At 46.0% G+C, this 23,260-nt stretch carries 24 protein-coding genes; 10 read left to right on the top strand and 14 right to left on the bottom strand.

The window, feature by feature from the left end; translation table 11 throughout:
• Positions 1 to 286: 286 nt before the first annotated feature.
• Positions 287 to 658, bottom strand: coding sequence for a DUF4278 domain-containing protein (locus tag QUB26_RS04760; RefSeq protein WP_333242466.1), 372 nt, complete (start codon positions 656 to 658; stop codon positions 287 to 289).
• A 242-nt stretch (positions 659 to 900) separates the two neighbouring features.
• Positions 901 to 1,245, bottom strand: a complete 345-nt coding sequence (locus tag QUB26_RS04755) for a BON domain-containing protein (RefSeq protein ID WP_333236397.1) — start codon at positions 1,243 to 1,245, stop codon at positions 901 to 903.
• 151 nt (positions 1,246 to 1,396) lie between these two features.
• Between QUB26_RS04755 and QUB26_RS04750 the strand changes: the two genes are divergently transcribed.
• Positions 1,397 to 1,552 (top strand): hypothetical protein, encoded by a 156-nt coding sequence (locus tag QUB26_RS04750; RefSeq protein WP_333316988.1) that lies wholly within the window; start codon positions 1,397 to 1,399, stop codon positions 1,550 to 1,552.
• Between the two features lie 72 nt (positions 1,553 to 1,624).
• Here QUB26_RS04750 and QUB26_RS04745 read toward each other — a convergent pair whose 3' ends face one another.
• From QUB26_RS04745 to purC, 8 genes are all read right to left on the bottom strand, one after another.
• Complete coding sequence (locus tag QUB26_RS04745; RefSeq protein ID WP_333316986.1) at positions 1,625 to 2,887, bottom strand: DNA cytosine methyltransferase; 1,263 nt, start codon at positions 2,885 to 2,887, stop codon at positions 1,625 to 1,627.
• A gap of 136 nt (positions 2,888 to 3,023) precedes the next feature.
• Positions 3,024 to 4,196 carry a lipid-A-disaccharide synthase gene (gene lpxB, locus QUB26_RS04740; RefSeq protein ID WP_333316984.1) on the bottom strand — a complete coding sequence of 391 codons (1,173 nt, stop codon included), beginning with the start codon at positions 4,194 to 4,196 and terminating at the stop codon, positions 3,024 to 3,026.
• Positions 4,197 to 4,205: 9 nt separating this feature from the next.
• A complete protein-coding gene (locus tag QUB26_RS04735) occupies positions 4,206 to 4,808 on the bottom strand; it encodes a Uma2 family endonuclease (protein ID WP_333236389.1) in 603 nt (200 codons plus the stop codon).
• 41 nt (positions 4,809 to 4,849) lie between these two features.
• On the bottom strand, positions 4,850 to 5,644 hold the full coding sequence (lpxA, locus tag QUB26_RS04730) for an acyl-ACP--UDP-N-acetylglucosamine O-acyltransferase (protein WP_333236387.1): 795 nt from the start codon (positions 5,642 to 5,644) through the stop codon (positions 4,850 to 4,852).
• Between the two features lie 267 nt (positions 5,645 to 5,911).
• Positions 5,912 to 6,433, bottom strand: a complete 522-nt coding sequence (fabZ, locus tag QUB26_RS04725) for a 3-hydroxyacyl-ACP dehydratase FabZ (protein ID WP_333041219.1) — start codon at positions 6,431 to 6,433, stop codon at positions 5,912 to 5,914.
• Positions 6,434 to 6,518: 85 nt separating this feature from the next.
• Complete coding sequence (lpxC, locus tag QUB26_RS04720) at positions 6,519 to 7,376, bottom strand: UDP-3-O-acyl-N-acetylglucosamine deacetylase (protein WP_333316981.1); 858 nt, start codon at positions 7,374 to 7,376, stop codon at positions 6,519 to 6,521.
• Between the two features lie 120 nt (positions 7,377 to 7,496).
• Positions 7,497 to 9,878 (bottom strand): BamA/TamA family outer membrane protein, encoded by a 2,382-nt coding sequence (locus QUB26_RS04715; protein ID WP_333292658.1) that lies wholly within the window; start codon positions 9,876 to 9,878, stop codon positions 7,497 to 7,499.
• A 185-nt stretch (positions 9,879 to 10,063) separates the two neighbouring features.
• Positions 10,064 to 10,792: a phosphoribosylaminoimidazolesuccinocarboxamide synthase gene (gene purC / locus QUB26_RS04710; RefSeq protein WP_333232148.1), complete on the bottom strand. Its 729-nt coding sequence runs from the start codon at positions 10,790 to 10,792 to the stop codon at positions 10,064 to 10,066.
• A 401-nt stretch (positions 10,793 to 11,193) separates the two neighbouring features.
• On the opposite strand from purC, the gene QUB26_RS04705 reads away from it, so the two are divergent.
• From QUB26_RS04705 to QUB26_RS04665, 9 genes are all read left to right on the top strand, one after another.
• Complete coding sequence (locus tag QUB26_RS04705; RefSeq protein ID WP_333236379.1) at positions 11,194 to 11,625, top strand: response regulator; 432 nt, start codon at positions 11,194 to 11,196, stop codon at positions 11,623 to 11,625.
• 120 nt (positions 11,626 to 11,745) lie between these two features.
• On the top strand, positions 11,746 to 15,165 hold the full coding sequence (locus QUB26_RS04700; RefSeq protein WP_333292660.1) for a response regulator: 3,420 nt from the start codon (positions 11,746 to 11,748) through the stop codon (positions 15,163 to 15,165).
• A gap of 177 nt (positions 15,166 to 15,342) precedes the next feature.
• Positions 15,343 to 17,652, top strand: a complete 2,310-nt coding sequence (locus QUB26_RS04695) for a DNA phosphorothioation-associated putative methyltransferase (protein WP_333316979.1) — start codon at positions 15,343 to 15,345, stop codon at positions 17,650 to 17,652.
• 122 nt (positions 17,653 to 17,774) lie between these two features.
• Positions 17,775 to 18,062: a BrnT family toxin gene (locus QUB26_RS04690; RefSeq protein WP_190741037.1), complete on the top strand. Its 288-nt coding sequence runs from the start codon at positions 17,775 to 17,777 to the stop codon at positions 18,060 to 18,062.
• On the top strand, positions 18,016 to 18,309 hold the full coding sequence (locus QUB26_RS04685; protein WP_333312996.1) for a hypothetical protein: 294 nt from the start codon (positions 18,016 to 18,018) through the stop codon (positions 18,307 to 18,309). The genes QUB26_RS04690 and QUB26_RS04685 overlap by 47 nt, the downstream gene beginning before the upstream one ends.
• A 103-nt stretch (positions 18,310 to 18,412) precedes the next feature.
• A complete protein-coding gene (locus QUB26_RS04680; RefSeq protein ID WP_333053176.1) occupies positions 18,413 to 18,778 on the top strand; it encodes a DUF433 domain-containing protein in 366 nt (121 codons plus the stop codon).
• Positions 18,762 to 19,112, top strand: coding sequence for a DUF5615 family PIN-like protein (locus tag QUB26_RS04675; RefSeq protein ID WP_333316976.1), 351 nt, complete (start codon positions 18,762 to 18,764; stop codon positions 19,110 to 19,112). Before QUB26_RS04680 ends, QUB26_RS04675 begins: the two co-directional genes overlap by 17 nt.
• Before the next feature lie 69 nt (positions 19,113 to 19,181).
• On the top strand, positions 19,182 to 19,955 hold the full coding sequence (locus tag QUB26_RS04670; RefSeq protein ID WP_190741039.1) for a DUF2314 domain-containing protein: 774 nt from the start codon (positions 19,182 to 19,184) through the stop codon (positions 19,953 to 19,955).
• Positions 19,956 to 20,047: 92 nt separating this feature from the next.
• Positions 20,048 to 20,341, top strand: a complete 294-nt coding sequence (locus QUB26_RS04665; protein WP_333316974.1) for a hypothetical protein — start codon at positions 20,048 to 20,050, stop codon at positions 20,339 to 20,341.
• A gap of 340 nt (positions 20,342 to 20,681) precedes the next feature.
• Here the strand turns inward: QUB26_RS04665 and QUB26_RS04660 are convergent, their stop codons facing one another.
• The 4 genes from QUB26_RS04660 to QUB26_RS04645 form a co-directional block, all read right to left on the bottom strand.
• Complete coding sequence (locus QUB26_RS04660; protein WP_333053180.1) at positions 20,682 to 21,854, bottom strand: TRC40/GET3/ArsA family transport-energizing ATPase; 1,173 nt, start codon at positions 21,852 to 21,854, stop codon at positions 20,682 to 20,684.
• A 212-nt stretch (positions 21,855 to 22,066) separates the two neighbouring features.
• Complete coding sequence (locus tag QUB26_RS04655; RefSeq protein ID WP_333316972.1) at positions 22,067 to 22,468, bottom strand: hypothetical protein; 402 nt, start codon at positions 22,466 to 22,468, stop codon at positions 22,067 to 22,069.
• Between the two features lie 13 nt (positions 22,469 to 22,481).
• A complete protein-coding gene (locus QUB26_RS04650) occupies positions 22,482 to 22,790 on the bottom strand; it encodes a hypothetical protein (protein ID WP_242718312.1) in 309 nt (102 codons plus the stop codon).
• A 22-nt stretch (positions 22,791 to 22,812) separates the two neighbouring features.
• Positions 22,813 to 23,205, bottom strand: a complete 393-nt coding sequence (locus QUB26_RS04645) for a DUF2358 domain-containing protein (protein ID WP_333316969.1) — start codon at positions 23,203 to 23,205, stop codon at positions 22,813 to 22,815.
• Positions 23,206 to 23,260: the final 55 nt, after the last annotated feature.

Here is a 23,260-nt window from a genome sequence, read left to right as displayed (position 1 = left end):
CAAAAACCAATTTTTCTTTGACACATCTTCTCAAATCCCCTTGACAACTGGCATACAGGCTTAACTTGTGACCAATGCGGTCGGGCGGGTTTTTGAGATTGTCAATTATTGGCAGGTATTGTTGGTGAACCCGCCCCTACAAAAATCGCGGTCGATCGACCGGAAATGATATCAGTTTATTTGTACTTCACTTAGCTAAAAATTGCTTTATGGGAAGAGGGGGGAAATTGAGCTTAACTCGATTTCCCCCCTCTTTACAAACGCTTTGTTTTCTGAAGCTTTTTCTCTAACACACCATCTGTCTCGACTCAATTTCTAGCAAGCGCAGCAGTGTTTCATCGCCCTTGGCCTTGGCTGCTTCCTTTCTACGATCGAGAATATTGCAAAGATTCGCCTGGTGTACTTGCGCCACTTCCACAACTGTTGGGTAATAATCCACCCTCGCTGAGGCGCTAGCTGCTGCGACATCACGATCGCCAGCTTGAGCATCTCGCTTTTTGGTATGGTTTGTGCCGCCGTATTTTCTGGGGTTGGGAATGTGTCTCGGATACCGATAGTTCCAGTTTTGACCCCGGTATTTGCCCGCGACTTCCCCTTCGATCATATCGACTGTCGGAATGTCGTACTCGTAGTTTGAACCGCGATAAGTGAGTTTCATATTTTTTGATCCTTATATTTATCGAGATAAAAAGGGCAATCAGGTCAGCGTTGGTTTTCTTCGCTAAAACATTTTTAGTTTCTGTATTCAATTATACTGTTTTTTTAGATAAATCGCTTTTTTTTACAAAAATTAATATTTTGAGGGGGAGACGGCAAGAAAAAACCCGCCGCAGCGGGTTTAATCGAGTTTTTGACTGCTTCGAGCAGCACCCGGAGCGAAACTACTTCGGTTCCGAATAACTAGCCGACTGTCACCTGATCGGTTTGCACGTTTGTGGCACCTTCTTCAGCAGAGGCGATCGCCACCAACTTGTCGAGAATTTCCTGACTGGGAACTTGACCTTTGAGAACAACCGTGCCGCTGAGCTGAGCCACATAAACAGTCTCGATATCAGCAACTTCTGAATCGCTGTCAAAAGCTAAAGCCACCCGCTTAGCGAGGCCGCTTTCGTCAAAATTTCCGTCTGGGCCGACTTTAGCAGGAGCGATGGATTGCGCTTGTGCTGCTTGCTGTACTACTTGTGCCATCGGTTCAGCCTGGGGTGCAGGCTTTTCGAGTCCGAACAGTCTTTTAAACCAACCCATAGTATTTGAGTCTCCTGAAAATACACTTTTTACACAATAGCTCTAGAAGTCCAAAAGACTCGTAATTGTTGCAAAACTCAGCGAAATTTATCAAAATGTTTTCCGGCAGACTTTCACGATCTCAAATCTCCTCTGATATCCAGATGTTTATTTGGCTATTTTATGTATGGGAGGCTACGCCTTGGATTGCAGGCCAGTAGTCGAAATAGTTCCCACTTTTACCTTGCAAAATCTGCACAGCGTGCCGGAATACATTCCCGGTTTGTTTAATTACTGGGGACATCTCGTGCGAGTCATCGAACTGTGATCACTGATACAGGGGACGCTAAACCCGCGCTTAATTGGGGGTAGCCCTGCATATACGCTGTCAATCTAATTCTTAACTTTTTAGATAATATTGTTCTGCTTCCGACCAATTGAGTTTAAGCAACGAATCATCTCCCCAGGTTAGTTTGAGACTCGGCTTAATTGCTGTCACGCCCAAAGCGCTAATAATCTGCGCTGCTACAGCTTTCGCCAATAGCGGTGGTACAGAATTTCCGACTTGGCGAAAACCGTGCCATTTTGTGACATGAAATCTAAACCAGTCAGGATAGGAATGCAGTCGCGCAGCTTCTCTGACTGTAATGCACCGAGGCGTGATCGGGTGAATCGGTCTCGGCGAAGTATAAGCCCCCCTCGCCCTGTCGGTTCCCGCCCTGAGAGTGTTGCAAACTCCGTCGGGGTGAAGCTTGTAAAAACGGCTGATCGGCTCTTTTTCGCCGTGTTTGGCGGCATGAAACCTTTCCATACATTCCTGAGAATGTTTAGTTCGCAAACTGCAAGAGAGGATTTGTCGATCGTACTCGCGATCGTAGGAATAATCATCATCCAAAGCATCAATTCCGCGCATTATAGTCGCATAACTGCTGCACTTTCCGTACTCCGCCCTGACCCAATCTCGGTGTAGCAACTCGCTGTACTGTTCCACTTCCGGCAAATCTCCAATCGCATCCCAAACTGTCGGGACAGCAGGCAAATTAATTTTTTTATAGCGTTTAGGAATTTTAATTTTCGGCAGTATCGTAGTTTGCTGAGGGTATTTTGGCAGCTCATAATCTTTTTTACACCCAATCAGAAATAATCGTTTGCGAGCTTGCGGCACTCCATAGTTAACAGCATTAAGAACTTGATAATTTTCTTCTACTTTATAGCCACGTTTCAGAAAAGAGCTAATTAAAACATTCAGGAGTTCTTTATGTTCTCCTGATGCAATTCCCGGCACATTTTCCATTACGAAAAACTTGGGTTTTAGCTCCAAAACTAAGCGCTGAAAGTGAAAAATGAGAGAATTTCGTGGGTCGTCCACCTCGCGCTTGCCCATCATGGAGAATCCTTGACAGGGCGAACCGCTGATTACTACGTCTATCTCGCGCCGCCCGATCGCCGATTTTTTCCGAATTTCTGAACCCGTAAGCTGTGTGACATCTTTGCACAGAATAGAACACAGCGGGAAATTAAACTCGTGTGTGGCGCAGTGAATAGGGTCAATTTCGACTGATGCAAGTACATCAAAACCTGCTTGTTCAAAGCCCAGGGTCATGCCGCCCGCGCCTGCAAATAAATCAACAGCGATCGGTCGCTTTTTCCGATTGCTTGGCATAACATTTCAATAACAAAGTTGCTTTAATAGAAATTAAGGAAATCAACCGCGTTTCTGGTAATAAATCGTAGGTTTGTCCACGAGCCAGCCACAAAATAACCGGGTTTATACATAACTTTTAAATACAAAAAATGCTTTAAGAAGCTGTATTTAATTTAACATTTTTCATTATTTCCGCAGCGGCCCGATCGCACACACCCACATCTCCGAGACTTTCCCGCATTTCCCGATAACCTGCCAAAGTTTGCTGGCGTCGATCGGCATTTTGCAGCAATTCCAGTGCGTGATTCACTATATTTTCCGCAGTCGCCTCGTCTTGCAGCAACTCCGGGACGATCGGCTTCATTTGCACCAAATTGGGCGGAGACATAAAAGGAATCGAAAATTTCAGCACGTGGCGAGCAATAATCGCCGTAATCGGACTGACGCGGTAGGCGACAACTTGCGGAACGTCGAGCAAAGCTAGCTCCAGATTAACAGTACCAGATTTAGCGATCGCCAGATCGGCAGCAGCCAAGATTTCCAGAGTTTGATTTTCTAACAGAGTAGCCCGCAAACCGTAATTCTCGATCGCCTGTTCGATTTTGCTGCGAAAAGCTTTGTTAGCAAGCGGAATCCAAAAATGAACTTCCGGCAATTTAGCTTGAATAATTTGAGCTGCCTCAAATATAACCGGCATCAGGTACTTCAGTTCTTGGTGTCTGGAAGCGGGAATTAGGGCGATCGACACCTGTTCCGGCCCAATTCCCAAAGTTTTGCGGGCAACTTCCCGGCTGGGCGCAGATTGCATTCTATCCACCAAAGGATGACCAACCCAACTCACTTCGGCTCCTTTTTCTCGATAATAACAAGCTTCCTCTGGGAAAATTGCCAAAAGTTGGTCGCAAATATTGACAATCAGATCAGTATTGCGAGGAGAAATCGACCAAACCCATTCTTGAGGTGCGATGTACCAAACCACGGGCAAATCAGGCAAACAGCGGCGGATATAGCTGCCAATACCGAGATTAGGAGTCAAATAATCAATCAATACAACAGCATCCGGGCGGAAGTTTTTGAGATATTGTTTAGCTTTTTGCTGAACTTTGATTGTGGGCCAAATGTACGGCACTGATTCTATAAGGCCCATAGAACCAATGCCCAAAGTATCGCCTAAAATAGTAGCACCCGCTTCCGCCATCCGAGGGCCGCCCAATCCGGTTATTTCTAACTCCAAACCAGCGGCGACAGCGTAACGTTTTAAGGCTGCAACTAACAAAGATCCTTGCAAATCGCCCGAAACCTCACCAGTGCTGATAAAAATTTTCATATTTTGAATTTATACAGGTGAGATGTTTGCTAATAACTCGGTAACAGCATCATATTGATCGGGCATATTAGCACAGCGTAGCAGTAATTCTAAGTCCAGATCGGGAAGGAATGTACTCCGGGAAATCTGCTCATAATTTTCACCTGTTAAGTAATAGAGAGATAACTGACTATTTTGCCAAAACCAGACTTCCCGAACACCCAATCTTTTGTAGAATTCTAGAGTATTTATCCCGCCACTGGTAATTACCACTTCAATAGCAATATCTGGGACTATTTTTTGGGTTCCTATATCATAGGAATCATCCGGCTCTTTTCTACCGCCTAATTCTCTGTTACCCAGAGTCGGGCCGCCCTTGCCGTAAAATCTAATCCCATTTGCTCTCATATATGCCTCTAGCAGCATACAGAGAGTTTTCTTGATTATTTCGTGTTCGGGCGAGACAGTCATAATTTGCAGTATTTTATCGAGATAGAAAAATTTCACACCTCTGACATCTTTAAAAGCTGCTTCTATCGCTTCAAATTGCTCCCAACTAACATCTGAGAACCTGATGCAGCCATCTTGTTCTGTTTCAGGGGATGTAGATTTGACTGAAGTATATACATTCATAGGGCAACAGTCGCTTAGTTCATAGGTTTATTCTACCTCATTCACTTTTTGCCAGGAATCAAACCGCGCCGCCCTTTGGTTATAGACTGCTGCACAAATCTCTGCAGGTGCTGCAAGTGGGGGTTTTCTGGCAACAAATCCAACTGTTCCAAAGCTCGATCGAGAGTGTAGCCAGAACGGTATAGAATACGAAAAGTTTTCTTCAAAAGTAGCAAATCTTCTTGGGTAAAACCGGCGCGTTCGAGGCCTATTTTGTTGATTGCTCGCACTCTCGAAGGATTTCCCTCGACTAGCATATAAGGAGGCACATCTCGATCGATCCTGCTCAAGCCGCCCACCATAGACAAACGGCCGATTTGGACAAACTGATGAACCCCCAAAACACCGCTCAAGCGGGCTTGAGACTCGATTTTAACGTGTCCGGCTAAGGCTACAGCATTGGCGATAATTACTCGATCGGCGATCGCGCAATTGTGTCCCACATGAACATAAGCCATCAATAGATTATGATTGCCAATAGTCGTGCTTTCCCCCGCTCCAGTAGCGCGGTTAATTGTCACGTATTCCCGAATGAGATTGTTGTCGCCAATTTTCACCCTAGTTAGAGAACCCTCATATTTCAAATCTTGAGGTTCCAAACCAATCGCCGCACCGGGGAAAATTTGATTGCGAGCGCCTATTTCTGTTAGCCCGTCGATAATTGCATGAGCGCCAATCTTAGTCTCCGGCCCTATTTTCACTCTTTCCCCAATTACAGCATAAGCTCCCACTTCTACAGTCGGGTGAAGTTCAGCGCGGGGATGAATCACAGCAGTTGGGTGAATCAAAGTAAGCATTTTTTATTAGTCAGTTTTCAGTTTTCAGTTTTCAGTTTTCATACAAAATCAAGCTTAAATACCCCGTTTATTTCTTAGTCCGCGGCGGACTTCGTTTGTGTAGTAGCGATTGCAATCGCCGAATCATCAAGGAGTAATAAACCAGGATTTAGTATCAGTAGTCAATTGTCAATTGTCAATTGTCAGTGGTTATCAGGAATATAGAGAAATCCCCAAATAACACATAACCAATCACCAATCACCAATCACCAATCACCAATCACCAACTTAATCTACCATCGAAAACGTCAATTCTCCTTCACAAACTTTTTGTCCGTCTACTTCAGCCAGAGCCTGCATTTTTGCGAAGCGGCGGCGTTTTACCCACAGCAATTCTACAGTCATCAGCAACTGATCGCCCGGTACAACCTGACGACGGAACTTGACTTGATCAATTCCGGTAAACATCCACAATCCTTGCTTGATGTCGGGCAACTGAGCCAGAACAATACCGCCAACTTGAGCCATCGCTTCGACAATTAATACTCCAGGCATAATCGGCCGTCCGGGGAAATGCCCTTGAAAATGCGGTTCGTTAAAAGTCACATTTTTAATTCCTACAGCCTTCTCGGACGGCACGTAATCAACAATTTTGTCAACCAGCGCAAAAGGATAGCGATGAGGCAATAATTTCTGAACTTCTTCGAGAGTAAAAGTAGATTTAACCGCTGGAGAATCTTCACCGTTTTTGGTGGGGACGGATTCAGAATTAGCAGTATTGAGGGTGTTAACTTCAGTCAGCGTAGACATTTCTTGAAGACTTTTGAGTGTGGTATTGCAGAAGGCAGAAGGCAAAAGGAAGATGTAATCTTAACAGAAGATCACCTGTTTTTTCCTAACTTTTATCTAGGGTAGCTAGAGCTTGGGAGTTCAGGGCTTGGGCGAGTTGGACGTGCAAGTTGTGACTGGCTTTGTAAGCCAAGTAGTGAGCTTTTGGCCAAGTTCCGAGCAGACTGAGGTCGCCTACTAAGTCTAGGATTTTATGGCGCACTGGTTCGTTGGCAAATCTCAAGGGCGGGTTGAGCCAGCCGGATCGATCGCAAACTAGGGCGTTTTCTAGGGTACCACCTTTGATCAAACCAGCTTGTCGCAATTGGTCAACTTGGCGAGCAAGTCCAAAAGTGCGGGCTGGGGCGATCGCCGTCGCAAAACTTTCTGCCTCTGGCGACCAACTGTACCATTGATTGCCGATCGCCTGTTCCTCAAAATCAATTCCGTAACTAAATCGAGTTTCGGCTGAGGGTAAAGCTGCTGCAAAAGCATCCCCGTGACGCACCCAAATTGGCTCACTAACGACAAAGGAGGAAGTGGGGTATTGCTTAGATTCTTGAGGAACTAAGCCGGTATGGGCGATCGCCTCTACCCAAACCTGAGCCGAACCGTCCAGCAGCGGCACTTCCGGCCCATCAACCTCAATTCGAGCATTATCCGCTCCCATCCCCGCCAAAGCGGCTAATAGATGCTCTACAGTGCGAATTTGAGCATCGATACCTGCGAGTTCAGTTGAAAGTGCAGTCTGGCAAACCGCCTCAATTTTTGCAGGAATTATCGGAGCACCAGGCAAGTCAATTCTGACAAAATAGCGACCTTCCCCAACCTCCGCAGGCCAAACTCGGACGCGAGTTTGTTCGCCGCTGTGCAAACCGATTCCCGACAGTTCAAATTCAGATTTTAAGGTACGTTCAATAGTCATTAGTTAGTAGTCAGTAGTCATTAGTTAGTAGTCAGTAGTTAGTAGTCAACTGTCAACTGTCAACTGCCAACTGCCAACTGTCAACAGTCAACTGCCAACTGCCAACTGCCAACTGTCAACTTAGAATCGCTCACCAATTCCAAAGTGAATTTGATTGTCGCCAGTGTCGTTGATACCGTAATCGATCCGGATCGGCCCTAAAGGAGATTGAACCCGCACGCCGATGCCGTAACCGTAACCGCTACCGGGCTTTTCGCGGATACCTGCCGGGTCGCCTGGGACATCTTTGCCCGTGCCCAAGTCAGTGCCAGCATCCAAGAATAGCGCTCCGCCGATAAACGAAATAATCGGGAAACGGTACTCAACGCTGGCTTCTAGGAAGCTGCGGCCGGCTCCCATGTCGCCTTCGTCGTATCCGCGCACCGAGTTGGCGCCGCCCAAGGCAAAGGCTTCGTAGGGAGGCAAATCTCCGAATACGGTGCCGCCCCTAAAACTAAATGCCAGCGTTTGAGGGCCGGGGGTAAAGTTAGTGTACTTGACTGGTAGGTACAAGCTGTAGCTGGCCCGCAGGCGGTTTAAGAGGATGCTGCCGGAACCTACAGGAATCGATTGTTCCATGCCAAATCTGAGCAGGGAACCGCTAGTGGGGCGGAGGGGGTCGTTGCGTCGATCGCGCACAGCACCTGCTTGCAAAGTTGTCAAGTCATCCGAACCCGAATCGCTAAAACTCAACAGGTTGCCGAGTTCGTCCTCGGACTCGCGCCTGCCTTTGCGATCGGTAATTGAGACTCGCTGGTACTGCAAGCCGACTGAAGCTGTCCACTCAGAATCGGCAAAAGGATTCCGATCCAGGGGACGGGTGAAATTGATGCCGGCACCGGTGCGGACGACGCGGGGTCGATCGTCGTTGGGCAATCTGACTTCCCGTTCGCCACCGTCAAAAATCACGCTGATCGATCGTCTTCTAAACGCATTAATCGTATAAGAAGTCCGGTAAGGATCGCCTGCAATCCAGGGGTCGGTAAAACTCAGGTCAAACAGCGTTTGGCGTTCCCCGATTTGTATTTCAGCCCCCAATTTCTGGTTCCTACCTCTCAAGTTTTGCTGCTGGTAACTCAGCGTACCGAACAAACCCGTCGCGGAACTCAAACCCGCACCAGCCGCCAGAGAACCGGTATTTTTCTCAATGACGTTGACAATTACTCTTGCCTTGCGGGGGTCAGTCGTTCCCGGTTCCAAAGCAAGTCGCACGTCTTCAAAAATTCCCAAACCAAACACCCGTCTCAAATCCCTTTCCGCCTTGGTGCGGTTAAAGATGTCTCCGGGCTTGAGTTCTACTTCGCGGGTGATGACAAACTGACGGGTGTTGCCTCCGATCGGCTGACCCGTGGCATCTGTTGCCTCTCCCTCCTTGTTCAGGAAGCGGACATCAACGGATTCGATCTGGCCTTCTGCCACTACCAGGGTGACAGTGCCGTCGTCTGCTACTTGCGGGGCATCAGTGATTTGGCCTAAAACATAGCCGTTCTCTTGATACCACGCATTAATTTTTTTCACTCCCTCTTCAAAGCGGCGGAGGTTGAGAATTTTGCCGTATTGATCGCGGAAGCTTTCGTCAATTACGCTTTGGGGCAGCACTTGCTGACCGGTGATTGTCACTCCCTGCAGCACCGGATTTGGCTGCACAATAAAAGTCACCCGGACGCCCAACGGGGTGTCTTCCGGTACTGCCCGCACGTTTCTAAAAAAGCCCGTGGCAAAAATGGCGTTGATGTCTTGTTGCAGTTGGCTGCGGTTGGTTGTGCGTCCCGGTTGGGTGCTGATGACTCGGTAAATTTCGGTTTCCAAGTCTTCCGTCGCGCCGGTGACTGTAACTTCTGCTACTAGCACTTGCGGTTCTGCCGCCCCGGCGGGTGCAGGGGTTTGTCTCGGCTGCGGTGCCCGGCCAGGGGGCAATGGAGGAACGGTGTTAGCCGGCGGTCTCGTCGGGGCCGGTATTGTCGGAACTTGGGCGTTTTGAGCGATCGCCCCTGATTCCTCTGGTTTCCCTAGCTCTGCTGCGATCCAGGCGGGCGTTACCGCCGCTTCCGATGGGGGGAGCGAGCTTTCCTGTTGCGCCTCTGGCAGGGCGTTTTGGCTGCTAGAGGCGGGGGAAGGGTTGGATGCTAGCTCGGGTTTGAGTTCAAGGATCGGAGGTGAAACCGGGGAGGGCGGGTCTGTGACTTGGTTTGGGGGTTCGCGGTCGTTCCCTCCTCTGGCAGGGGCCTCCGCTATTTTTAGGGCTTCCCCTTTGCTGGTTTTAGCAGCTTTGCGGTTTTGAGGAGGGTTTGGGGTTAATTCTGGAAGGGGGCGATCGGGTAATTCGATCGACGGGGCGGGCCCGGCGGCAGCCAAAGCTTCCTCTGCTGATTCAGAGTAGGATGTTTGGCCACTTGCCGAATTTGATAACCCGAATGTTGCTGAGGCAGTAAAAACTGCCACCAATACAGCAGATAAACGCATTTTTGTTCACTTTTTTGGGCAATCCACACACCACATTAGTCATTAGTCATTAGTCATTAGTCATTAGTTATTTAAGTCGGTGGAATTTCGCGCTGACCGCTAATTGATGACTGTTGACCGCTGATTGCTGACATCGAAAGCAGAAGGGTAACAAACTGTGCAATTCTAGCGCATTACCAAGGCCTCTAGACTTTCTGAGCGAGAACGCGTTGGAGAACTTGCTGGTAAGCGGTTTCTACCGATCCTAAGTCGCGGCGGAATCGGTCTTTGTCCATAACACGGGCGTCGGGGTCTGCTTCTGCGTTGTCCCAGAGGCGGCAGGTGTCGGGACTGATTTCGTCGGCGAGGATCAGATTTTGATGTTGGTCGATACCGAATTCTAGTTTGAAGTCTACCAGGGTGATGCCGCACTGGCTGAAAAATTCTTTGAGTATTTCGTTAATTTCGCGGGCGGCGATTTCTAGTTGGTCTACTTGTTCGGGGGTGGCTAGCTGCATTAGCAGCAGCCTGTCGCGGGTCAGCAGCGGGTCTCCCAAATCGTCGTTTTTGTAATAAAACTCGACCAGCGGCGGATTGACAATTGTGCCGAGGGCGAGTCCGGTTTGCTTGCAAAGACTGCCGGCGGCAATGTTTCTGACTACGACTTCCAAGGGCAAAATTTGGACGCGACAGACTCGCATTTCGTTGGGGGCCGGCGTGTCGATGAAGTGGGTGGGAATGCCTTTGGCTTCTAGCATCCGAAACAGGTGGGCGGATACGGCGCAGTTGATTTCGCCTTTGCCGGCAATGCTGCCGCGTTTCTGGGCGTTAAAGGCTGTGGCGTCGTCTTTGAAGTGGGTCAGCAAAATTTCGCTGTCTTCGGTGGAGTAGAGGATTTTGGCTTTGCCTTCGTAGAGTTTGCGATCGGCTGACATGGCGATTAATAATAATGTAGATGAGTTTTAGATTTTACCGTAGCTCGATCGGGTGTTATTGGCGAGTTTTTGGATCTCCGCTGCACCGCTCATCCTCTGACAAGCGAATTTCAAAGGTGGTACCCGCCACGTGATTTATCCGTGGAATCCATCCCAAATCTCAAATCTAAAATCCTCAAGCCCCCGCATTTATCCGTCGGGTCAATCCAAAATCTCAAATCTCAAATCCAAAATCGAATGACGGGCAAGTACGCCTGCAGGTAGATACTGTCATCGACCCCGGCATAAATGATTCTTGACAAAGGACAATAGATATTAAACCTGCTGGGTTCGCGATCCGTGCTGACAAAACCTCGCCAACGAGACGGGCGCTTAAAAAACATCTAGAAAATGGCTGATTTATGCAAGACAAAAAAATTCATATTCTCTTGGTAGAAGATGATGAGGTTGATGTGATGAACGTCCGGCGAGCTTTCAAAAAAAATAACATCGTCAACCCCCTCTACATTGCTGCCAATGGATTAGAAGCTCTAGCTATATTGCGTGGAGAAGGAAAAATAGATCCTCCCATGCCTCAAGCGCGCCGGTTGATTTTGCTGGACTTGAATATGCCGAGAATGAGCGGGATCGAGTTTTTGCAAGAATTGCGACTGGATGAATGTTTGAGGTCGATTCCGGTAATCGTCCTCACAACTTCTAATGAAGATAGAGATAAAGTAAAAGCTTATAATTTGAATGTAGCGGGCTATATTCTTAAACCTGTTACTTTTTCTAACTTTGTGGAAGTGATGGCTACCCTAAACAAATACTGGATGCTGAGTGAAATTCCCTAAAATAGGGAAATTTGAATAGAAAAATTTTCAAGGGGGCTTTATGATTTTTCAGCGATGCAGTTGTTTTAAGTCCTTTTTCTTGACAGCAGCTTTTTCGGACTAATCCACAATTCGGTTTTTATGGACAAAATTCTCACAATTCTGATAGTTGATGACGATGCAGTCGATCGAATGGCGATCAAACGATCGCTCAAGTCCGCTGGTGTTTCTGCAGAAGTTACTGAAGCAGAAGACTGCGCGGATGCGCTGGCACAACTCTCGGTTAGCAAAAATTCTATGCAGGCTACCGCAAAACTCTCCCAACAAAATAAATCTCAACCTTTAAGCGAGGTTGAGGAGACAGAAAAGGGGCTGCTATTAAATCAAATATTTGAGTGCAAATTTGACTGCGTATTCCTCGACTACGGATTGCCGGACGGAGACGGACTGAGTTTGGTAAAACATCTACGAGAAGCTGGACTGAAAGTTCCCTTAATTGTGCTCACAGGTCAAGGCGACGAACAAATTGCTGTGGAATTGATGAAGGCAGGAGCTTCTGATTATATTGCTAAAAATAAGCTTTCTCCCGATAGTTTGTCTCGCAGTTTGTCCAATGCGATGCGCGTTTACCGCGCCGAATTTCAGGCGTTTCATACCAGTCAAAAGCTTAAGGAAAGTGAGGAACGGTACAGGTTAGTTTTAGAGGGAGTGAACGACGGAATTTGGGATTGGGATTTAAGTAAAAATGAGGTTTATTGGAACGATCGCCTTTTGGAAATTATCGGTTTGTCGCGCAAGCAATTTGGCAGGACTATGGAAGCTCTATACAACCGCCTGCACCCCGATGACAAGGAGGGAATTGTCGCGGCGATCGCCGCTCACTTGGAACAAGAAATAGATTATAATGTAGAATTCCGGCTGCTACACTCGAACGGTGTTTACCGCTACTGCACTTCTCAGGGAAAAGCTCAGCGAAATTCCAAAGGAAAAGCGCTGCGAATGGCCGGCATGATTAGCGACATTACTGAGCGGAAACAGGCGGAATATGCTCTGGAAAGGGAACGGCAGCAACTGAGACAAATTATTAATTGCGTGCCAGTAGCAATGGCGATGTTCGATACGGAAATGCGCTATTTAGCTAACTCGCACAAATGGCTGACTCAATTTAATTTTGAGTGGCAGTCGCTGACTAATCTCAGTCATTACGAATTGTTTCCAGATACCCCGAATCGCTGGAAAGTAATGTATCAAGAAGTGCTCAGAGGTGAGGTCGTTTCTGTGAGCGAAGATGCTTGGGAACGAGCAGACGGCTCTGTTATCTACCTGCGCTGGGCCGCTCACCCTTGGTACAATCCAGACGGTAAAGTAGGGGGAATTGTGATGGTTGCCGACAAGATTAATGAGTTGGTGGAAGCGCGGGAAACTGCCTTAGAAGCTAGCCGGGTGAAGTCGCAATTCTTGGCGAACATGAGTCACGAAATTCGCACTCCGATGAATGGGGTTTTGGCAATGGCTCAATTGCTGCTGCGCGCTCCTCTGGAACAGAAACAGCGGGACTGTGCTCAGACGATTTACCGCAGTGCTGAACATTTGCTAAATGTTATTAATGATATTCTCGATTTCTCTAAGATTGAAGCGGGAGAAATGCGGCTGGAAAAGGCTAATTTTGATTTGAATAGTTGCGTTGAGTCGGTGATTGAAATTCTAGCGCATTTGGCAGAAGAAAAAGGTATTGAATTGAATATTTTAGTTGACAGCTCAGTGCCGAGAAAGTTGGTGGGCGACTCGGGCAGATTGAAGCAAGTTTTGCTGAATTTGACGGGGAATGCCATAAAATTTACGGATAGCGGTCAAGTTCTAGTTCACGTAACGGTGAAACAGGGCAACCGACTGGCAGAGGGTAGACAAGGGGCAAGATTGTTATTTTCGGTGCGGGATACTGGCATTGGAATTTCTGCCGAAGGGCAAACAAAGCTGTTCCAATCTTTTACTCAGGTAGACGATTCTCCTACTAGGCCTTACGGTGGTACGGGTTTGGGTTTGGCTATTTCCAAGCAGTTAGTGGAGATGATGGGAGGGGACATTGGAGTTCGCAGTTTGCTAGGCAGTGGTGCTACTTTTTGGTTTACTGTACCTTTGGAAAAACAGTTGCCAGTTGAGCCTCACGATCCCGAGCTTGCGGGCAAGAAGTTATTAGTAATCTCTGGAAGTGCTTTGAGGAGGGCAGCAGTGCGATCGCTCGCTCAAAGTTGGGGTGCGCGCTGCGACGAGGCAGAAAGTGCTGCTGAGGCTTGGAGTTGGTTGAAAAATACCCAGGGCGGGATTTCTCAGAATTCGGGAGAGGGGGGAAAAAGCTGGGATGTGGTGCTGGTGGACTTGCAAATGCCGGAGTTGGATGCGGAGGAATTTGCTAGGAAAGTGCGATCGACCTCGACAGTTGGCTCGTTAATCGCCATGACTGCTTTGCGGGAACAGCCGAAGGCTGAATCGCTTTGCAGTCGAGGTTTTAACGGATATTTGATCGAGCCGGTGCGGCCAAGTCGCCTGCTTGAGGCAATGCTTGCGCCGGTGAAGGGAAGGGGAGATTTTGGAAGAGTGGAGGCTGCTAATACTGGCAAGTTGCCACCAGTTAATACTCATCAATATGTTACTCCCAATTCGCTGTCATCGCTGAGAATTTTGGTGGCGGAAGACCACCCGATCAATCAACAAGTTCTTGTCGAACAGTTGGCAGTTTTAGGCTATCAGGCTGACTGCGTAGTCAACGGTCAAGAAGCGCTGGATTTGCTGGCAAAAAAAAGCTATGATTTAGTGCTGATGGACTGTCAAATGCCGGTACTGGATGGTTACAAAGCGGCGCAAAAGTTGAGGGAAATCGAAGGAAGCGATCGGCATACTTTTGTGATGGCTTTAACTGCTCATGCTATGCCGGGGGAACGAGAAAAGTGTCTAGCGGCGGGGATGGACGATTATCTCAGCAAACCTGTAGATTTAGATGCTTTGGCGGCGGCCCTGAAAAAGTATGAAGCCCTCAATGTTCAGGGTGACAATAAGTATGGAGTTAAAAGTATAAATTCGGAAAATAAATCTCAATTAGCAACAAATTATACAGAAGTTGTGGAAAAAGCGCAGGTTGTGGCTGGGCCGACACCAAGGGCGATCGCACTTCCAACTTGGGAACATAGAGACTACGACGGACTGTTCGACAAGAGCAGATTGGAGCAACTCGGACGAGTTAATATTAAATTGCCAGAGCGACTCTTGCAAGCTTTTGTGGCAGGCGCCCAAGCTGATGTAGCTGCTGCCAAAAGAGCCGTAGAAGCTAAAGATTGGCAAGCTGTGGAATATCAAGCCCACCGTCTCAAGGGAACTTCGGCTAATGTGGGAGTTGCTCAGATGTCGGATTTGGCCGCACAATTGGAGCATCAAGCGCGAAGCTTTCAATCTGAACCAAAAGGGGTGGAATTGTCAAATAGTGAGAGGATTGAGAACCTATTAGTAAGTTTGTCCAGTCATTTAGCCCGGGTGCAAGAATTTGTGGAAAATCGAATGTTTAGTTAGTCGGTTAGTCGCTATTGATCGATATTAGTCGGCGCTTGAAATCGCGCCTAAACAAACGAAGTCCGCCTACGCGGACTAAGAAATAAATTCTTTGTTTCTTTGTTTCTTTGTTTCTTTCTTCACTCTGTGTTCTCTGCGTTCTCTGCGGTTAATTTAAAAAAAATAATTAATTTAGCTATGAATTACGATACCAGTACAAACACTATTTCAAATAGCAATTCCTTAGAAAACGAGGAAAAACTGCTAACGCCTTTGATGGTTTTTGCTCGCGAAGTTTTATTGTATGAAAAAGAGGGTATTTCTGAGCAATATTCTGTAAATGCTGTGCCTTACCCGCTCGATGAAATCAATAATTTTTCTGTGGACAATCTAGTAGCAAAAGTGGCTCGCTGCTGTCGGGAAAGCAAGGTGGGAAAAAAATTACCTACGGCTTTTTACGTTCACGTTTCAGCTTTGCAGAGACTCAACCCTGTCCTCGGAATCTACGAAAATTGTGCCAGACGCACTCTCGAAAATATTGATGAAGCAACTTTAGTTAAATTTTTGCTTCATCAACCTAAAATATCTTATCTTTTTTACCCTGATTTCGATACAAATGCTCATCCTGATTTGCAAACCAGCATCCAGATTAATCTAGCAACAGGGGAAGTTAAATATTTTGACTACAGTAACTGCGAAAATCCCCCGGTTTTGCACCGCAAGGAAACTTTTGTAGCTGGGGATTATCCCAATTACGAAAAGTTTGCGAGGCTGACTCGCTGCGAGGAAAAGTGGGGACTGCTTGACAATACTAGCGTTATCGGCACTCGCGAGGGTTGGCTCAAATATTTGGGATATTGCGGTGTAGAAATCCAAGATCATACTGTTGTCGAGCGTTTGAAAGAGGAGAATAGTGAGCTATCAATTCCTAAAATCGAGCGACATAAAGCTGCAATGGTACGCAATTCGCTTTCTAAACCCCTGCGTCTGGTTTTAGAAGCTGATTTAGTGAGGGACGGGGCGACTTTTTTTGATTACGGTTGCGGTTACGGCGGGGATGTTAAATATATTGCACAAGAGGGTTATGCTATTTCTGGTTGGGACCCATACTATCAGCCGGATACTCCGCGAATTTGTGCTGATATTGTGAATATTGGTTATGTGATTAATGTGATTGAATCTTTGGCGGAACGACGAGAAGCGTTGCTGAATGCTTGGGAATTAACTAAGAGTTTATTAGTTGTAGCGGCTCAGGTTTTGATTGATGATAGCGATCGAGGTCAAATTGCTTACGGGGATGGGGTGATTACTTCTCGGAATACCTTTCAGAAGTATTACGAACAAGAAGAGTTAAAGGTTTATATTGACCAAGTTTTGAATGTTGATGCAATTCCTGTGGCTTTGGGAATCTATTTTGTGTTTCGGGATGCAGCGGAGGGTGAAAGTTTTCGTGCTTCTCGGTTTCGATCGCACTTATCGACTCCCAGAGTGCGATCGCAAGTTAAGCGGTTTGAGGATTATGCGGAAATGTTGGCTCCTTTGATGGCTTTTGTGAGCGATCGGGGCCGGCTTCCGGTTAAAGGCGAACTAGCGGAAGAATCGGCGATTAAGGAGGAATTTCACAGTTTTAATCGCGCTTGGAGGGTGATTTTGCAAGCAACGGATGCGGATGATTGGGAGAAAATCGCCGACAAGCGCCGCCAAGATTTGCTGGTGTATCTGGCTCTCAACGGTTTGGGCGATAGACCTTCAATGCGCCGACTCCCAGCTCAAATCCGCAATGACATCAAAGGTTTGTTTGACAATTATCAAAAAGCTTGCACTTTAGCAGATTTAATGCTATATAGTCTGAGCAAACCTGATATTGTTGCGGATTGCTGCGAAGATAGTGCGATCGGCTACAAACAGCCCGGTACTCTTTCAGTTCACGTCTCTGCATTAGAAGAACTAGACCCTTTGCTCAGGCTCTACGAAGGCTGCGCCAACCGCACAATTGGCAGACTAGACGGCGCGACAATCATCAAATTTTACGCTCGCAGACCTCAGATTTCCTATCTATTTTATCCCGATTTTGACACTAACCCGCATCCAGCCCTTCACACTTCTATGCACATAGATTTGCGCGACCTTTCTGTGAGCTATCAAGACTATTCTGATGTGTACAATCCGCCAATTTTAGTGAGAAAAGAAGCTTTTGTTACTGAGAGTTATCCGCATTATGACAAGTTTGCGAAACTCACCCGCCAAGAAGAAAAGTTAGGTATTCTCGATCGTGGCGTAGTTAAGAAACATCGGGAATGGATGAAGTGTTTGGAGGAAAATTGCGTTAAAATTAAGGATCATAAGTTGTTTTGGCGATCGAATGCTGACCCCGAAAAGTTGAAAATGCTGCAAAAAGCTGCGTCGGAACGTCAGCAGAAAAAGATTGAGTTTAATGCAGGAAAGATTGAACGAACCGCAGAGGACACAGAGAGCACAGAGGATGGGAAAGAAGAGGGAGAGGAATAGTTATGGAAGCAGATTATGATTTTAGTCAGGGTAAGCGAGGGGCGATAGCATTTTAATTGTGCTATGTGGTCAAATATTGGTACTTTTGTTCTAAACTTGGCTCATGTGCTAGATTTAAGTTCATGAAGTTTGAGTGGGACGAGCGTAAAAATCAAAGCAACCTTGCAAAGCATGGGTTTGACTTCGCTGATGCTTTTCGTATCTTCAACCTACCGATGGTTGTAGAATTAGATGAGCGAGAGGATTATGGTGAAGATCGATGTATCGGTATTGGTTTACTTGATGGACGAGTTGTAGTTGTTGTCTACACGGAACCCGATCGGGAAACAGTTCGCATTATTTCATTACGAAAGTCACTGTCTTATGAACGCAGACGCTATGAACAATACCTCACAAACCGACTGGGCTAGAATCGACGCAATGAGCGATGAAGATATCGATACTTCCGATAGTCCACCACTATCGGAGGAGTTCTTTACTAGAGCGCAATTACGAATGCCTCAGTCGGCTATTACTATGCCAGTTCAAGTCGATCCTGAAACATTTGCTTGGTTTCAGGCACAAGGAGAAACTGCCCAACAACAAATGTCTGTAGCACTTAGGATTTATGCAGATGCACACAAAACCTATCCTGCATTCGTAGCAAAGCCAGCATAACGACAGCTATAATTATGGTTGGCTTTCATTACCTTCCGACAAAGCATTAGGCTTCTTGCTACAATGTTTTGATACAGTTCAAGTCAGGTAGAATATGTCCCTAATGAGCGCCCCAGCAAAATTCCAAGCAACCTCTCCTCCTTTCCGTTGGGATGAAGCGGGAGGTATCCGTATAGGTTCGAGTCGAGTCACCCTAGATAGCATACTTGCTTCATACCACAATGGCTCCACTCCCGAAGAAATCGCTATTCAGTATTCAGTTGTTCGCTTAGAAGACATATACAGTACCATTGCTTACTATCTAAACCATCGTCAGGAAATTGACAGTTATTTGGAACAGCGCAGCCAACAATCTCAGCAACTGAGACAAGAACTTTCTCGACAACACAACTTAGTTGATCTGAGACAACGTTTGCTTACTCGTTATCAGTCAAAAGGGGAGTCGATACCAAGTGCGCCTTCTAACTGATGAAAATTTTAATGGAGCCATATTGCGTGGGCTGGTGAGACGTTTGCCTGAATTAGATATTGTTCGTGTCCAAGATGTAGGGCTGATTCACACTGACGATCCAGATATTTTAGAATGGGCGGCTAATGAAGGACGCATCTTACTTACCCATGATGTGGCCACTATTACGATGTATGCCTACGAGGGAGTCAATCAAGGACTACCTATGCTTGGAGTTATTGAGGTTATTGCAACAGCACCCATTGGTAAGATCATTGATGATTTAGAACTATTTATTTGTTGCAGTCAGCCTGATGAATATGAAGGTCGAATTCTTTTCATCCCTTTCCCTTGATATACTTAACCTGCTTATGATGTATATTAATATTAGAAGTACCTCTAACAATCAACTGCGGAGTGGTAAATGAGTCAAAATATTTATCGATTTCAGGGTGATGACCCGGATATAAATCTTGCTAGCAAGAAGGCACGCGAATCATTTAAATATTTTTGGCGTGAGTTGTCATGGGAAAGGCGGCGGATAATTCCTGGGCTGGATATAAGTGCAGTAAAACTTGGATTTCCGACGGGAAAGGTGACGGATTCTGCACCATCAGTTGAACATATGTGGGTGGAGAATGTTAATTTTGATGGTCTGAAAGTTAGTGGAGATTTATTAAACGATCCGAGATGGATAGATGGAATTGGATCGGGCGACCAGATTGTGATGGGCTTCAACGATATCAATGATTGGATATATTCTATTGATGGGATGGTTTATGGTGCATATACTGTTAATGCAATACGGCTTACAATGAATAGCGATCGAAGGCGTGTGCATGATGATGCTTGGGGTTTGGAATTCGGCGATCCGAGAGAAATCCGAATTGTTCCCGATAGCTATTTAAATCAAGAATCAAGAAATAAGGATGAATATGAAATCGGCGAGCATCCAATGAGTGAGAATATGGCTGCAAAAATTGATTCTGCATTAAGTGAAAATCCTACCATTGTAAATCAAATTGATGAAAATGGCTGGACTATGCTGCAATGTGAGGCATTGGCTGGCAACTTAACTCCTGTTAAATTATTATTAAAGTATGGCGCTGATAAAATGATTAAGAATCCTGATGGGTTGACGGCGATTGACTTGGCGGAAGTGATGAAATGGAATAAAATTACTGATTTTCTAAGATAATCGGTGGGGCTTATAATAGGGAATTGTTTACCGGGTACAAGAGCCGCAACTTATTTCAGCACGTAAAGCAACTCGTCAGGAGAGGGCAGAGTATGAAGGTTGAAGCATTAAAGCAGAGATTAGACCGCAACCGTCCAATGACTAGCGTGACGATTCGTATGCCCGAAGATGTTGTGGAATATCTAAAGAAAGTTGCACCCTTGTTGGGTTTTTCGGGTTATCAGCCATTAATTCGTGCTTATATCGGTCAAGATTTGCGCGTTGATTTAGAACGATTTGAGAGCGAGACAGTGACAGCCTTAGTAGCAAGTTTGAAGCGCCGAGGTGTCAGCGATGCAGTGATTGATGAGGCATTAAACGAAGTCCTTCGTGCTGAGTCCTGTTAATTGTGTCTAGCCAGCAGCATTTCATATCAAATCCGTTGACATGGGAATTATTCATCTCTCTCTTCTGGAGACTCTGCGCCCTCTGCGCCCTCTGCGGTTAAATCATTCCCATACAATCGGAATTGATACCATTACAAAAGTCATTGTCTCATAAACGCAGACGCAACCATCCTACTTTTGACAAAGCAGTTCGCCTCGGACAAGAATGGCGTAAGTCTGCTGAATAGCTCAATACCTGCACGCGGGCCAAAAACCCGGTTTCTGCGTGAATATCTCAAGGGATAATCCACGATTTTTCCTAGAAACCGGGTTTTTTAGGTAGAAGCGTGCGTAAGTCTTGTTAAGCAAACTTAATCTTCAAATAATCATCCTCCATCTTCGCCCCCGAAGGTTGCAGCGCCGCTAAAGCTTGCGGCAACACCAAATTACGGCGGTGATTCCCAATCCGAACATTCAACTCATCTCCCGTTTTGGTCAACTGGATCTGATCCTTAGCAATTCCGGGCAAATACAGTTCAAGACTATATTGATTGTTTTCCTGCACGATCTTAATCGTATTTTCTTTGTAATAAACTTGACTTGGGTCTTCGTCTTTGTAAAGCGTTTCTTTCAACCGTTCCAAAGCTGGCAAACCGCACATTTCTTCGGAATAAAGTGGCACTTCCTTAACTGGCAGCGGCATGAAATCTGAGTGAATTTCCTGACGGTACTGTTCCTGGCTTTCTTTCCACCGTTTAAAAAATGGGTCAGTTACTTCTGCGGGAATAATCCGGTTAGCTACTACTAAATCTGTGGCTACATTGTACAAACTCAAATAGGCATGAGCGCGCAGAGATTCTTTAATTACCATTTTTTCGGGATTGGTAACTAACCTTACCGAAGTCACAGTATTGTCAGTTAAAACCTTTTCCAAAGCTTCGATTTGTTCGTAAAATTCGTAAGGTGCATCCATCACCTCTTTGTCTGGTAAAGAAAAACCCGCAATTGGTCTAAAAATAGGTTCCACTAAAGGTCTAAGGGCGGCTGATATGCCTTGCAGCGGCTTGTAAAATTTTCTCATGTACCAGCCGCCAACTTCCGGCAAACTTAGCAGTCTCAATGCAGTGCCCGTCGGAGCCGAATCGATAATTAAAACATCAAATTCGCCTTCGTCGTAATGCCGCTTCATTCGCACCAAACCGAAGATTTCATCCATTCCTGGCAAGATAGCTAATTCTTCAGCTTGTACCCCTTCGAGTCCCTGGGCACGCAAGACTTGAGTAATGTAGCGCTTAACTGCTCCCCAATTGCCTTCTAATTCCCTGAGAGCGTCTAATTCTGCTCCCCACAAATTCGGTTTCACCAGCCGCGAATCGTGTCCGAGTTCCATGTCAAAGCTGTCGGCTAAGGAGTGAGCGGGATCTGTACTCAGCACTAGGGTTTTGTATCCCAATTCGGCACACCGCAGCCCAGTCGCAGCGGCTACGGAGGTTTTGCCGACGCCACCTTTTCCGGTCATTAATATTAAGCGCATTGATTGTTTAGCTCGCCTGAAAGTAGTTTACTCCTATATTGTAACGTTATGTAAAGAAAATTAATTTTGTGGGGGAATTAATTTGGGCGATCGCCCGGACGGACATGGCGCATTTCGGGCTATCCACTAAATTGGTGCAATGTCAATATATGGGTTGAGTTGATGAGGGCGATCGTACTTTCCAAACTGTCGTAATCACTCTTTAAACTCAACTACTTTTCTTTCCCTATAAAAGGAGAGTCGATATTTATCTGCCAATTCTCATCAACAAATTGCAGGTTTTCATCATAAACGATCGTCAATTCGCCAAGATTTTGTGTGCTATTAGGATGCGACGAATCTTGAGAATTCACCCGCTCGGCTTGGAGAACAAATTTTAGTTTAATCCAACGTTTTCTGCCTGTAACACCAATCGAACTGCTGACTAAATCGGCAGACAGGGAACGGGGTAAGATAATTTCTTCATAAAATTCATCTTGTTCGTCCCAGTAACCGCAGAGTTTATAATCGCATAATTCCAGATGCTCTGCTACCAGAGAGTTGGCATCTAGATTTTCTAATACTTCTGTTAAATCTTGCCAAACAGGGTGATTTTTTAACTCAATTATCGTCATAGCTTGTGGATGATTAATGTTCAGTGAAAAAACCAGGGAAGTGTAGGACTCCATCTAGGATTTTTCCGTGAAAGCGGCGATCGCCTCCTTTGCCTAGCACTTTGGATTTTAGCTCGTAGTCTTCAACTTCTGAAGGAACAAGACCAATATTACCGCGAGGGGCAACAATTCCTTTTTCAATCGCTTTTAAATGTTTGTTGTTTTGGTCATACTTGATTCCGAGTTGTATTTGAGCTTGACTAAAAGATACTAGCAGCCCATTAGTTGCTTGATATATGGTATCAGGCTGAATATCTGCCCAGCTATTGGGTAGAGGTTCCATTTACTTTAATTAAAAATATTTTTCAAACATTAGTCTGGACTGGAAATACCAATTGTTTGATCACATCCAACCGCGAACAGTCCCAGTAATCGATGTGAGAAACAATTAAACCGTCGCTGTTGACTTTCAGTTCGCTCCTACCGGCGATCGCCATTTTCGGTTTCCAAGGTAACGGTGCGATCCAGCTCAGAGTCCAGCGAGTTTCTATAGTATCTCCCGATCGCGAAATCCCGTGCAAATCGAGATTTATATCCTGAAAAAAAGTCCCCATAAACCCGATCATTTTGCGGTAGCGATCGACTCCTGTAAATCGATTCACTGGGTCTTCAAAATAAACATCTTTTGCATAGATGCTGTAAGTCTGATTATCGGGAAATCTTTGATAATCGTCTTTGAGAATTTCAATAAGATCCATTATGATTAGCTATTTGCCTGAAATTATTATAATATAGTTTATACCTGCTTGAGAA

It is taken from the genome of Microcoleus sp. B4-C1 (assembly GCF_036705285.1).
GTDB lineage: Bacteria > Cyanobacteriota > Cyanobacteriia > Cyanobacteriales > Microcoleaceae > Microcoleus.
Note: the sequence above shows the minus strand (reverse complement) of the source record. Positions and strands in the feature narration are given on the sequence as shown.

What these genes read in the sequence shown, in the direction of transcription:
- QUB26_RS04760 (WP_333242466.1), bottom strand. Translation starts at nt 658, where the DNA reads ATGAAACTCACTTATCGCGGTTCAAACTACGAGTACGACATTCCGACA.
- QUB26_RS04755 (WP_333236397.1), bottom strand. Translation starts at nt 1,245, where the DNA reads ATGGGTTGGTTTAAAAGACTGTTCGGACTCGAAAAGCCTGCACCCCAG.
- QUB26_RS04745 (WP_333316986.1), bottom strand. Translation starts at nt 2,887, where the DNA reads ATGCCAAGCAATCGGAAAAAGCGACCGATCGCTGTTGATTTATTTGCA.
- lpxB (WP_333316984.1), bottom strand. Translation starts at nt 4,196, where the DNA reads ATGAAAATTTTTATCAGCACTGGTGAGGTTTCGGGCGATTTGCAAGGA.
- QUB26_RS04735 (WP_333236389.1), bottom strand. Translation starts at nt 4,808, where the DNA reads ATGAATGTATATACTTCAGTCAAATCTACATCCCCTGAAACAGAACAA.
- lpxA (WP_333236387.1), bottom strand. Translation starts at nt 5,644, where the DNA reads ATGCTTACTTTGATTCACCCAACTGCTGTGATTCATCCCCGCGCTGAA.
- fabZ (WP_333041219.1), bottom strand. Translation starts at nt 6,433, where the DNA reads ATGTCTACGCTGACTGAAGTTAACACCCTCAATACTGCTAATTCTGAA.
- lpxC (WP_333316981.1), bottom strand. Translation starts at nt 7,376, where the DNA reads ATGACTATTGAACGTACCTTAAAATCTGAATTTGAACTGTCGGGAATC.
- QUB26_RS04715 (WP_333292658.1), bottom strand. Translation starts at nt 9,878, where the DNA reads ATGCGTTTATCTGCTGTATTGGTGGCAGTTTTTACTGCCTCAGCAACA.
- purC (WP_333232148.1), bottom strand. Translation starts at nt 10,792, where the DNA reads ATGTCAGCCGATCGCAAACTCTACGAAGGCAAAGCCAAAATCCTCTAC.
- QUB26_RS04705 (WP_333236379.1), top strand. Translation starts at nt 11,194, where the DNA reads ATGCAAGACAAAAAAATTCATATTCTCTTGGTAGAAGATGATGAGGTT.
- QUB26_RS04700 (WP_333292660.1), top strand. Translation starts at nt 11,746, where the DNA reads ATGGACAAAATTCTCACAATTCTGATAGTTGATGACGATGCAGTCGAT.
- QUB26_RS04695 (WP_333316979.1), top strand. Translation starts at nt 15,343, where the DNA reads ATGAATTACGATACCAGTACAAACACTATTTCAAATAGCAATTCCTTA.
- QUB26_RS04690 (WP_190741037.1), top strand. Translation starts at nt 17,775, where the DNA reads ATGAAGTTTGAGTGGGACGAGCGTAAAAATCAAAGCAACCTTGCAAAG.
- QUB26_RS04685 (WP_333312996.1), top strand. Translation starts at nt 18,016, where the DNA reads ATGAACGCAGACGCTATGAACAATACCTCACAAACCGACTGGGCTAGA.
- QUB26_RS04680 (WP_333053176.1), top strand. Translation starts at nt 18,413, where the DNA reads ATGAGCGCCCCAGCAAAATTCCAAGCAACCTCTCCTCCTTTCCGTTGG.
- QUB26_RS04670 (WP_190741039.1), top strand. Translation starts at nt 19,182, where the DNA reads ATGAGTCAAAATATTTATCGATTTCAGGGTGATGACCCGGATATAAAT.
- QUB26_RS04665 (WP_333316974.1), top strand. Translation starts at nt 20,048, where the DNA reads ATGAAGGTTGAAGCATTAAAGCAGAGATTAGACCGCAACCGTCCAATG.
- QUB26_RS04660 (WP_333053180.1), bottom strand. Translation starts at nt 21,854, where the DNA reads ATGCGCTTAATATTAATGACCGGAAAAGGTGGCGTCGGCAAAACCTCC.
- QUB26_RS04655 (WP_333316972.1), bottom strand. Translation starts at nt 22,468, where the DNA reads ATGACGATAATTGAGTTAAAAAATCACCCTGTTTGGCAAGATTTAACA.
- QUB26_RS04650 (WP_242718312.1), bottom strand. Translation starts at nt 22,790, where the DNA reads ATGGAACCTCTACCCAATAGCTGGGCAGATATTCAGCCTGATACCATA.
- QUB26_RS04645 (WP_333316969.1), bottom strand. Translation starts at nt 23,205, where the DNA reads ATGGATCTTATTGAAATTCTCAAAGACGATTATCAAAGATTTCCCGAT.